This window comes from Actinoplanes sp. CA-030573, from assembly GCF_050951115.1.
Classification (GTDB): Bacteria; Actinomycetota; Actinomycetes; order Mycobacteriales; family Micromonosporaceae; genus Actinoplanes.
Genome location: NZ_CP192038.1, coordinates 2,540,955 through 2,551,411 on the forward strand (window position 1 = coordinate 2,540,955; position 10,457 = coordinate 2,551,411).

Genomic DNA, 10,457 nt, shown 5'->3' on the forward strand with positions numbered 1-10,457 from the left:
CGGCCCGACCGGCCGCCACACATCAGTTCCACGAACGGCCGTACCCGGATCGGACACCCTCGCCGAAGATTTTCTCAGACCAGCCCGGCCAGCTTGTAGAGCACCAGCGACCCGGCGACCACCACGTTGAGGCTCGACCCGGTGCCGATCATCGGTATCTCGACCGCGGCGTCGAGCAGATCCAGCGCCTCGGGCGGGATGCCGGTCGCCTCGTGCCCGAGCACCATGACGGTCCGGCGGCGGGCCGGGGGCAGGTCGGCGAGCCGGATCGACTCGTCGGCCAGCTCGACGCCGAGGACGGCCGACCCGGCGCGGCGCTCCTCGGCGAGCCAGCCCAGCGGGTTGCCGACGCGGTGCACGCAGGCGGGCTGCCGCAGCGTGTTGCCGCGGGCCAGAGCCGTGTCGACCCACGGGAACGGCGGAACCGCGAGGCACGCGCCGACCGCGTCGCAGGTGCGCAGCAGCGTCCCGAGGTTGGCGCCGTGCAGCGGCCACAGGGGAGCCGCGATGAGATGTCCCCAGCATCGGTGCCGACGGGGGCGCCGGGCCGACCGGATCTCGCGTGGGGTCCGGACCCGGATCGCCGGCTTCACCGCGGGGGAGCGGAGACGCTCCAGCATTCGAGAGTCATGTGTGGCGTGCTTCGCGGTGCACGCGGACCATCGACTTGAGTTGACCTGATCGGACAGCTTACCGCGTCGACCGCGCCGGGGATCGCGTCGCTAGGCTGACGGGATGACCATGCCCGAGGAGATCGTGGCCAGCCGGTACGTCAACCTCACCACCTATCGCAAGGACGGCTCGCCGGTGAGCACGCCGGTCTGGCACGTGCCGCGCGGCGCCGAGCTGTGGATCGTGACCGAGGCGGGCTCGGGCAAGGTCAAGCGGATCCGGCGCAACGCCGAGGTGCGGGTCCAGCCCTGTTCGCTGCGCGGAACGGTGGCGCCCGGCGCGCCGAGCGTGACCGGGACGGCCCGGTTGCTGGACGACGCCGGGACCGCCGAGGCGCGCGAGCTGCTGGCCCGCCGGTACGTCATGTCCCGGGCCGGAAACTGGTTCGCCCGCCTGTTGCGCCTGCGGCGGCCGCCGATGATCGGTGTCGTGGTCTCGCCGGAGCCACCGGTTCGGTGACGCCGGCACGGCAGCGGACCCTCGCCGAGGTGGCCGCCCGGATCCTGGCGCTGCGGCTTGCTCATCCGGCTCGCGTCGCCATCGACGGTCACTCCGCGGCCGGCAAGTCGACCCTCGCCGACGAGCTGGCCGCTGTGCTGCGCGCCCGCACGGCGCGTCCGGTGATCCGGGTGTCGATCGACCACTTCAAACGGCATGTCGACCGGCGTACGCGATATCCGCGAGGCTCGCCGGAAAGCTACTACTTCGAGATGTTCGACGTCGACGCCATCCGGGACGAGCTGCTGGCGCCGCTCGGGCCGGGCGGGAGCCGCCGGTACCGGAGCCAGATCATGGACCTTGCCGGCCGCACGCCTGTCGACTCCGGTGTCGAGACGGCCGCGGACGACGCGATCCTGGTGGCGGACGGTGGCTTCCCGCAGAAGCCGGCCCTGGCGCCGTACTGGGATCTGGTCGTTTATCTGCACATCGAGCCGGCGGACGTGCTGCGCCGCGGCACCCGGCGGGACCAGGCGTGGATGGCGTCGGCGGACGCGGCGTCCGAGCGGTACCGGACCTACTACCTGCCCGGCGAGCAGCTGTACCTGGCCGAGATCGGCCCGGCCGAACGGGCCGGGATCGTGATCGACAATCGCGACTTCGACGCGCCACGCATCGTGCGGAGCCGCCCGCCCGGTCCCCGCTCGGCGTGATCATCGGATAGCTTCGCCGGTATGGCGGACGACTCCCGGCGCTCGGTGACCCTGCGGCGCACAAGCCTTGGCCGGTACGAGGTGACCAACGCCCGTGGCGGCACGATGACCATCGGCACCGGGGACGGCGCCGACTTCACGCCGGTCGAGCTGCTGCTGGCCGCGCTCGGTGGCTGCACGGGCGCCGACGTCGACTACATCACCAGCAAGCGCGCGGAGCCGGCGAGCTTCGTCGTCGAGGTCACCGGGGACAAGGTGCGCGACGAGTCCGGCAACCGGCTGACCAACCTGGCCATCGAGCTGCGGGTCGCCTTTCCGGAAGGCGCGGGCGGCGACGCGGCCCGCGAGGCGCTGCCCCGAGCCGCGCGGATGTCGCACGACCGGCTCTGCACCGTCTCGCGCACGGTCCAGCTCGGCACCCCGGTCGACACGCACCTCGCGCCACCGCCGCCCGAGAGCGAGGAAGCCGGCTCCTAGGAGGCCGGGATCGGGGCGGCCTCGAGGCTGCGCCACAGGTAGAGGCACGCGCGCGTGCGGTGCGGCCGCCACGGCTCGGCCCGCCGGGTCACCTCGGCCGGGTCCGGCAGCGCGGTCAAGGCGTACTGGCTCTGCACCGCCTTGCGGATGCCCAGGTCGCCGGCCACCAGGACGTCCGGGCGGTGCAGGGTGAACAGCAGGAAGATGCCGGCCGTCCAGTCGCCGACGCCGTCGACCGCGGTCAGCCGGCGCCGCACCTCGTCGTCGGGCAGGGACGGCAGCGCGGCCAGGTCGAGGTCGCCCGAGGTGATGTGCTCGGCCAGCGAGCGCAGCGCGCGAGCCTTCGCGTGGGACAGGCCAGCCGTGATCCGTAGCTCGTCGAGGTCGGCGGCCAGCAGCTCGGGGGCCGACGGCACCCGGCCGTCGAACCGGCCCAGGACCCGATCGAACATGCGGCGGGCGGCGGCGGTCGAGAACTGCTGGCTGACGATGGCCAGGATCAGCGCGCCGAGCTCGCCGCGGGCCGCCTCGGGCATCGCGATCGGCGCCACCGGGCCGAGACGCTCGATCAGCGCGGCCAGGACGGGATCGGCGGCCGCCAGGTAGCGATCCGCCTCGTCGTGGTCCGCGGCCACCTCAGCTCCACCGCGACCGGTCGAAGCCGGCCGCCGTGTAGATCGCGTCGATGACGGCCATGTTCGCGATCGGGTCCTCGCCCTCGGTCGGCAGCGGCGTGCCGGCGCGCAGCCCCTCGAGGACCGCGTCGAGCTGATGGTCGTACGTCGTGCGGCCGGCCACCGTGGACACCCGGGGAACGCCGTCGATCTCGAGCGTGATGCTGTGCCCGGCCGACGGGAAGACCACGTTGTCGGCCAGCAGCGTGCCGCGCTCGCCGGTCAGGGTCAGCGCCGACCGCAGGGCGATGCCCTCGGTCATGTCCGCCTCCACCACCGCCTCGACGCCACCCGGGAAGGTCAGCTCGGCCCGCAGCCGGATGTCCGCGCCCGACGGGTTCGCCACCGAGGAGGTGGCCCCGACCACCGGCTCGCCCGGGAACACCGACCGCAGCCAGTGCACCGGGTAGCAGCCCAGATCCATCAGCGCGCCGCCGCCGAGCTCCGGCTCGTGCCGCAACGTTCCCGGCACGTACGGGTTGGAGCCGTGGAAGACGGCCTCGGCGCGAGTGATGCGCCCGAGGACGCCCTCCGCCACCGCCGCCCGGACCCAGGCGCTGAGCGGGTGGTAGTGGTCGTGGAACGCCTCGACCACCCGGCGCCCGGTCTCGGCCGAGGCCGCGACCACCCGCCGGGCCTGGGCCGCGTTCATCGTGAACGGCTTCTCGCAGAGCACGTCCTTGCCCGCCCGCAGCGCCGCGATCGTCCAGTCGGCGTGCATCGACGGCGGCAGCGCGTTGTAGACCAGGTCGACCCCGGGGTCGGCGAGCAGGTCCTCGTACGCGTCGTGGGCGCGCTCGATGCCGTGCTCGGCCGCGTACTCCTTGGCGCCCGACCGGGAGGCGACCGCGGCGACCACCACGTCGTCGCGGCGGCGCACCGGCAGCAGCACGGCGGCGCGCGCGATGCCGGCCGCGCCCAGCAGTCCGATCCGGGTCATCCCAGCCACAGGTCCTCCGCGGGTGCCAAGGCGTCCAGCTCGGTCCACAGCGCGTCGGGGATCGGCACGCCGGCGAGCCGCGCCGTCTCGGCGACCCGCGACGGCGAGGAGACCCCGACCACCGTCGCGTCGACGAACGGCGCACGCAGCGAGAACTGTAGTGCGGCCGCGGCCAGGGGCACACCCGCCCGGCCGGCCGCGTCCCGCATGGCGAGCGCGGCGGCCGCGATCCGGTCGTCGCGCTCGCCGTAGGCGTACCGGTGCTGCTTCTCGGGCCCTTTGACCAGCATGCCGCCGCCGTAGGGCGCCGCGTTGAGCACCCCGATGCCGCGCGCGTGCGCGTCGGCGAAGAGCTCCCGCGCCGACCGGTCGAGCAGCGTGTAGCGGTTGTGGCTGAGCAGCACCTCGAAGACTCCGGTGCCGAGGAACCGCCGCAACAGGCCGATCGGGCCGCCGGCCACCCCGAGATGCTCGGCGATGCCCTGCCGCTTGAGCTCGACCAGCGCCTCGACCGGACCGCCCGGCGCGGTCGCCGCCTCGAAGCCGATCCGCTCCGGGTCGTGCAGGTGCAGGAGCGGGATGCGGTCGAGGCCGAGCCGGGTCAGGCTCTCCTCGACCGATGCCCGCACCCGCGCGCCGGAGAAGTCGCCGGTCTCCGGATCGGGATCGACCTTGGTGGCCAGCACGAATCCGGACGGCACGCCCCCGAGATCCCGGAGGGCCTGCCCGACGCGGAGCTCCGCGGACCCGTACCCGTTGGAGGTGTCGATGAAGTTGATCTCTCGGGAGGACAGGACGGCTTTGACCGTCGCCACCGCGCGATCCTCGGGGACGGCGTAACCGTAGAGGCCGGGCATGCTGGCCAGCGGGCTCGTGCCGATGCACAGCGGCGACACCTCGAGACCGGTCCGGCCGAGTGCTCTCACGCCGCGAAGACCTTCCGCGCGGCGTGGTAGGCGGCGACGATCCGGTCGAGCACCGCGTCGGTCCCGTCGTCGGCGACGACCGGCGGGCGGCGGGCCACCATCCGGGCGGCGGCGCGATGGAACGTGAGCCGGGGCGCGAAGCCGGGCACGAACGTCCGGATCTTGCTGGTGTCGAAGACGGCGCTGTGCCCGATGTCGCCGACCATCTCGCCCGACCAGAACCAGTCGGGGGCGACCAGCGGGAACATCTCCGAGGCGACATGGACGAGCTTGGCCCGTACGCCGAGCGCCTCGGCGACGATCGTGTAGATCTGGTCCCAGGTGTAGACGTCGGCGCCGGTGATGGTGAAGGTCTCGCCGAGCGCCCGCGGGTTGCCGAGCAGCCCGACCAGCCCCTGGGCGAAGTCCTCGGCGTGGGTGAGGGTCCACAGCGAGGTGCCGTCGCCGTGCACCGGGATCTCCTCGCCGCGGGCGATCCGCTCGACCGTGGCCCAGCCCCCCGGCAGCGGCGGGTTGTCGTCGTCGTAGGTGTGCGAGGGCCGGACGATCGTCACCGGCAAACCCTGCAGCGCGCGCTCGGCCTCCCACTTGGCGGTGGCGTAGGGGAGCGGCGGGTTCGGCCCGGTCGGCGTGGACTCGGTGATCGGCAGCTGCCGGACCGGCTTGGCGTAGATCGAGGCGGAGCTGATGTGCACGTACTGCCGGCTGCGGGACGCGAAGAACGCGGCCTTGCGGGTGGCGTCCTCGGCGTCGAAGGAGAGGAAGTTGACCACGGCGTCGAACTCGCGGTCCCGCAACGCGGCGGACAGGGACGCCTCGTCGGCGACATCGGCGACGAGCGCCTCGGTTCCGGCCGGCGGTTGCTTACGGCCTCGATTGAGTACGGTGACCGCCATCCCGGACTCGGCCGACAGCCGCGCGCACGAGGTGCTGATCGTGCCCGTGCCGCCGAGGTAGAGCACCCGCAGCGGCGCGGAGTCGTACTGAAGCATGGATTTCCTCTCAGAGCTTTCCGGCGTACCAGTCTTCGAAGCCGTTCTCGGTCAGGCTGATCAGGACGTCCTCCGGCCGGATGCCCAGCGGTTCCAGCCGCTCGACGACGGCCCGGAAGAAGCGCTGCTTGGTCGCCACGTCGTACATGTGCACGGCGATCACCCGGATCACCAGCAAGTCTCGCCGGTCCACGCCGTTGTAGCCGGGGTCGAACCTCAGCTCGCCGGCGTCGTGCGGCGAGAAGATCTGGAACCGGTCGTCGGCCGGGATGCCGAGCGCCGCGACCTGCGCGTCGTGGATCGCGTCGCCGATCCGCTCGTGGTGCTTGTCGAACGTGTCCCGGGCGAGGTGAACCTGGATAAGCGGCACGATGCCACCCTTCTCACTTGATGGCGCCGGCCGAGAGGCCGCGCTCGAACAGGCGCTGGAGGCAGAGGTACGCGACGACCTCGGGAATCGCCGTGATCACCGCTGACGCCAGGATCTTGGTCTGGTCGTTGGAGAACTCGCCGACGAAGAACTGCGGCACCAGCGTGATCGTCTGCAGCTCCGGCGACTGGAGGAAGACCAGCGGGAACAGGTAGTCGTTCCACGCGGCCACCAGGGTGAAGATCAGCACGGCGGCGGCGATCGGCCGGGTGAGCGGGATGACCAGGTGGACGAAGCCACGGTACGAGTTGGCGCCGTCCACCCGCGCCGCCTCGAACAGCTCGTCCGGCAGCCCGTTGATGAAGTTGCGGGTCAGCAGCACCGCGAACGGCACCTGCAGGGCGGCCAGCGGCAGGATCACCGCCCAGTACGTGTCGTACAGCCCGAGTTTCGTGTCGGTGGCGAACAGCGGGGCCAGCAGCACCACCTCGGGCAGCGTGAGACAGGCCAGCAGCAGCCAGAAGTAGACCTCGCGGAACCGGATGTGCAGCTTGGCGAAGCCGAACGCGGCCATCATGGTCACCGCGTAGACGAGCACGATGACGGCCGCCGCCACGACGATGCTGTTGACGAAGAACCGCCCGAAGCCCGGCACCCGCAGGACGGCTTCGAAGTTGTGCACGCCCTCGCCCGCGAACGCGCCTTCGACCATGACGATCAAGGGGAAGAGGTACGGGAGGACCAGCAGCGTGGCGCCGATCTGCAGGAGTGTCCTTCCCCATCGGCTGCGGATCTCGAACATCAGCGTTCCCTCCGCTCGCGGCCGGCGAACTGCAGCGCCAGCGCCATGACCAGCGCCACGAGCAGCAGAATGATCGACAGCGCGGCGCCGTAGCCGACGTGAGCGAGCGGGATCGTCATCCGGTAGATGTAGGTGCCCAGGAACTCGGTGGCGTAGTTCGGCCCGCCGATGGTCACCAGGTAAGGCACGTCGAAGGTCTTGAGCGCCCCGATCGCCCCGAGCATGGCCAGCGCCACCGTGGTGCCGCGCAGCTCGGGCCAGATGACGCTGCGCAGCGTGCGCAGGTTGCCGGCGCCGTCCATCCGGGCCGCCTCGAGCACCGACGGATCGATCTGCGTCATCGCCGCGTAGTAGAGGACGAACGTGACGCCGGTCCACTCCCAGATGGTGATGAACATGATCACCGGTAGCGCCGTGCTGGTCTGCCCGATCCACGGTTGGGCCAGGCTGCCCAGCCCGATGTGCCGCAGCACCGCGTTGAGCTCGCCGTCCGGGGCGAACATGTGCCGGAAGACCGGCGCCATGATCGCCGGGGCCAGCACCACCGGGACGAAGACGATCACCTTGTAGATCGCGGCCAGCCGCAGCCGCGCGTGCAGGATCACGGCGAACAGCAGGCCGAGGAAGGTCTGCACGACGAAGGTGACGACGAAGAACACCACCGTGTGCCGGACCGCGGCCCAGAACACCGGGTCGTGGTAGATCCGCACGTAGTTGTGCGCGCCGACGTGCGTGGCGCCCGGGCTGAGGCCGTCCCAGTCGAGGGTCGAGATGTAGCCGGTGTAGCCGATCCCGTAGTAGATCAGGCCGACGCTCAGGACCAGGGCCGGGAGGATCCAGGGCAGGCCGGGCGGCTTGCGGGGTCCGCGCCGCTTCGTCGCGGCGGCCGGTTCCGCGAGACCCGCCCGGGCCCTGGTCGTCGTGGCGGTCACTTGAAGGTCACTCCCGCCGCCTCCGCGGCCTGCTGCAGGGTCTTGGTCGCGTCCTCGGGACTGGCCTTGCCGGTCGCGACCGAGGTGGCCGCGGCCAGGATGGCGGTCTGCACGTCCGAGCTGAGCAGTGACTCCCGCGGCTCGGTGATCGAGCCGGCCTTGGTGATCAGGTCTTGCACCGGGGCCTTCTGGGTGGCCGGGTCGACCAGCTGGATCTTGTCGAAGTCCGGGGTCACGCCCTTGATCGCGGGCAGGTCGTTGAGCTGGTCGGCGATCGCCTGCTGGCCCTCGGTGGAGGTCGCCATCCACTTCACGAAGGTCGCAGCCGCCGCCTTGTTGCCGCTCTTGGTGGAGATCGCCAGGCCGAAGTCGGCGTCGCCGTACATCTCGCTGGTGTTGCCGGCCCCGGCCACGTCGGGGAACGCGACCGGAAGGATCGGGAACGGCTCGGCCCCGCTGACCCCGGCCGCCGACAGCGCCGCCGTCATCGCCTTGGTCGTCGCGTACTGGGTGTACCAGGTGCCCATCATGACCATGCCGTACTTGCCGGTCAGGAAGTCGTTGTTGGCGTCCGGGTACTGCTGGTAGCCGACCGCGCCGGGCTGCATGATCCCGCTGTCGAACAGCTGCTTCCAGATCTGGAACGTCTTGACGATGCCGGGGTCGGTCCACTTGGCGTCGCCGGTCGACACCTTGGTCCACAGGCCGGGCTGCACCGAGTTCGCGATCGACTGGAGGGTGTCCTGGTCGAAGCCCTCCTGGGCGGCGCCCTGCACGAAGCAGCCGACCTTGTTCTGCTTGAGCACCGAGCAGACGTGCTGCCACTCGGCGAGCGTCTTCGGCGGCTGGAGGTCGTACTTCTTGAAGATGTCGCCGTTGATCCAGAGCATCCCGGCGTAGACCGAGCCGACCGACATCGCGGTGAGCTTGCCGTCGGCGGTCAGGCCGCTGATCCCGATCGGGGCGACCTTGCTCTTCCAGTCGGCGCCCAGGGCCTGCTCGGCCAGCGCGGTCTGGTCCTGGGCGAACGACTTGAACTGGGTGACGTACGCGCCCGGCTGCATGTCGAACACGTCCGGGCCCTTGCCCGAGGCGAGCGCGGGCCGGAGCGCGGCCACCCAGTCGGAGATGTTGACCAGCTTGTAGTTGACCGTGATGTTCGGGTACTGCCGGTGGAACGCGGCGATGTACCCGTCGGCGGTGGCGGTGTCGGTCGGCGTCCAGCCCCACCAGTTGACGGTGCCGGAGGTCGCGGTCGACGCGTCGGCGGAGCCGCTCTTCGAGCCGCCGCAGGCGGTCAGGCCCGCGAGGGCCAGGGCGGTGGCGGCGAGCGCGGACAGAGTTTTTGAGCGCATGGAATCCTCTCCACTCGTCGAGGGAGCCAGGTTCGGAGCGAAGGAAGTGAGGGACCCGCGGGATTGAGCCTGAGGCTAGGCCGCACGAAACATGCGCGTCAAGGTTTCCTTATCCACGAGAAATGTTTCGCGGCGGGGCCGTGCTCGCCCGGACCACCAGCGTGGTGTCGATGTCGATCCGGCTGAACGCCAGCTCGGGCTCGTCGTTCAGGCGCATCACCATGTGCACCGCCTGCTCGGCCATCGCCACCAGCGGCACGTGCACGGTGGTCAGCGGTGGGCCGGCCCACTGGGCGATCCGCAGGTCGTCGTAGCCGACCACGGAGAGGTCGCCGGGGATCGACAGGCCGAGCGAGCGGGCCGCCTCGTAGACACCCAGCGCGTACAGGTCGGAGGAAGCGAAGATCGCGGTCGGCCGCTCGGGCAGCGTGAGCAGGGCCCGGCCCTGCTCGAGGCCGTCGGCGTGGTGGAACCGGCCGGGCCGGACCAGCTCGGGCTCGCCGGTCAGGCCGGCCGCGTCGAGGGCGGCCCGGTAGCCGGAGAGGCGGGCGGTCGAGGCCAGCATGTCGGCCGGGCCGGTGATGATGCCGATCCGGGTGTGCCCGAGGTCGAGCAGGTGCCGGGTGGCCTGGTAGCCGCCGTTCCAGTCGGCCGAGCCGATGGACGGCACGTCCGGCGCCGGCGTGCCCGCCGGGTCGACCATGACCAGCGGGATGTTGCGCGAGCGCAGCCGCTGCCGGTCGTCGGCCGAGAGCTTGCAGGCGATCAGCACCACGCCGACCGGCTGCCGGCCGAGCACGTCGTCGACCCAGTTCGGGTGCGGGGTGCTCTGCTCGGTGGCGCCGGACAGCACCATGCCGATGCGCCGCTGCCGGGCCGACTGCTCGATGCTGGCCAGCACCTCGCTGCCGAACGGGCTGTCCACCTCGTAGCAGAGCACGTCGAGCAGGGGCGCGACCGGGCGCTTGCCGCCGCGCTGCTGGTAGCGGTGGTCCTGGAGGAGGGCCTCGATGCGCGCCCGGGTCTCGTCGGAGACGCCCGACCGGCCGTTGAGCACCTTGGAGACGGTCGACACCGACACGTCGGCCTTGGTGGCGACCTCCTGCAGGGTCGCGCGGGAGCGGTCCTCGGCGGGCATGCGCATCACCCTATCTGTGCTGTTGACC

General features: G+C 71.5%; 13 protein-coding genes. 3 read left to right on the forward strand and 10 right to left on the reverse strand.

Annotated elements, in window-relative coordinates:
* Positions 1–74: 74 nt before the first annotated feature.
* Positions 75–620 (reverse strand): TrmH family RNA methyltransferase, encoded by a 546-nt coding sequence (locus tag ACQP2F_RS11835; RefSeq protein ID WP_433303377.1) that lies wholly within the window; start codon positions 618–620, stop codon positions 75–77.
* Positions 621–735: 115 nt separating this feature from the next.
* Between ACQP2F_RS11835 and ACQP2F_RS11840 the strand changes: the two genes are divergently transcribed.
* Genes ACQP2F_RS11840 through ACQP2F_RS11850 form a run of 3 tightly spaced genes read left to right on the forward strand, consistent with a single transcriptional unit; the run spans position 736 to position 2,300 of the window.
* Positions 736–1,131 (forward strand): PPOX class F420-dependent oxidoreductase, encoded by a 396-nt coding sequence (locus ACQP2F_RS11840; RefSeq protein WP_433303378.1) that lies wholly within the window; start codon positions 736–738, stop codon positions 1,129–1,131.
* Entirely contained in the window at positions 1,128–1,823 is a 696-nt protein-coding gene (locus ACQP2F_RS11845) for a uridylate kinase (RefSeq protein WP_433303380.1), read from the forward strand. The genes ACQP2F_RS11840 and ACQP2F_RS11845 overlap by 4 nt, the downstream gene beginning before the upstream one ends.
* Positions 1,824–1,844: 21 nt before the next feature.
* Complete coding sequence (locus ACQP2F_RS11850) at positions 1,845–2,300, forward strand: OsmC family protein (RefSeq protein ID WP_433303382.1); 456 nt, start codon at positions 1,845–1,847, stop codon at positions 2,298–2,300.
* Here the strand turns inward: ACQP2F_RS11850 and ACQP2F_RS11855 are convergent.
* The 9 genes from ACQP2F_RS11855 to ACQP2F_RS11895 form a co-directional block, all read right to left on the reverse strand.
* The gene (locus ACQP2F_RS11855) at positions 2,297–2,935 is read right to left on the reverse strand and encodes a DNA-3-methyladenine glycosylase family protein (RefSeq protein ID WP_433303384.1); all 639 of its coding nucleotides are present in this window, start codon (positions 2,933–2,935) and stop codon (positions 2,297–2,299) included. The two genes, ACQP2F_RS11850 and ACQP2F_RS11855, sit on opposite strands and share 4 nt — an antisense overlap.
* A 1-nt stretch (position 2,936) precedes the next feature.
* A complete protein-coding gene (locus ACQP2F_RS11860) occupies positions 2,937–3,914 on the reverse strand; it encodes a Gfo/Idh/MocA family protein (RefSeq protein ID WP_433303386.1) in 978 nt (325 codons plus the stop codon).
* Positions 3,911–4,840: an aldo/keto reductase gene (locus tag ACQP2F_RS11865; protein ID WP_433303388.1), complete on the reverse strand. Its 930-nt coding sequence runs from the start codon at positions 4,838–4,840 to the stop codon at positions 3,911–3,913. The genes ACQP2F_RS11860 and ACQP2F_RS11865 overlap by 4 nt, the downstream gene beginning before the upstream one ends.
* Entirely contained in the window at positions 4,837–5,832 is a 996-nt protein-coding gene (locus ACQP2F_RS11870) for an NAD-dependent epimerase/dehydratase family protein (protein ID WP_433303390.1), read from the reverse strand. Before ACQP2F_RS11870 ends, ACQP2F_RS11865 begins: the two co-directional genes overlap by 4 nt.
* Positions 5,833–5,842: 10 nt before the next feature.
* Positions 5,843–6,202, reverse strand: a complete 360-nt coding sequence (locus ACQP2F_RS11875) for a tautomerase family protein (protein ID WP_433303392.1) — start codon at positions 6,200–6,202, stop codon at positions 5,843–5,845.
* Between the two features lie 13 nt (positions 6,203–6,215).
* On the reverse strand, positions 6,216–7,004 hold the full coding sequence (locus ACQP2F_RS11880) for a carbohydrate ABC transporter permease (RefSeq protein ID WP_433303394.1): 789 nt from the start codon (positions 7,002–7,004) through the stop codon (positions 6,216–6,218).
* Complete coding sequence (locus ACQP2F_RS11885; protein ID WP_433303396.1) at positions 7,004–7,936, reverse strand: carbohydrate ABC transporter permease; 933 nt, start codon at positions 7,934–7,936, stop codon at positions 7,004–7,006. The genes ACQP2F_RS11880 and ACQP2F_RS11885 overlap by 1 nt, the downstream gene beginning before the upstream one ends.
* Positions 7,933–9,291 (reverse strand): ABC transporter substrate-binding protein, encoded by a 1,359-nt coding sequence (locus ACQP2F_RS11890; RefSeq protein WP_433303398.1) that lies wholly within the window; start codon positions 9,289–9,291, stop codon positions 7,933–7,935. The genes ACQP2F_RS11885 and ACQP2F_RS11890 overlap by 4 nt, the downstream gene beginning before the upstream one ends.
* A 109-nt stretch (positions 9,292–9,400) precedes the next feature.
* Positions 9,401–10,429, reverse strand: coding sequence for a LacI family DNA-binding transcriptional regulator (locus ACQP2F_RS11895; protein ID WP_433303399.1), 1,029 nt, complete (start codon positions 10,427–10,429; stop codon positions 9,401–9,403).
* Between the last annotated feature and the right edge of the window lie 28 nt (positions 10,430–10,457).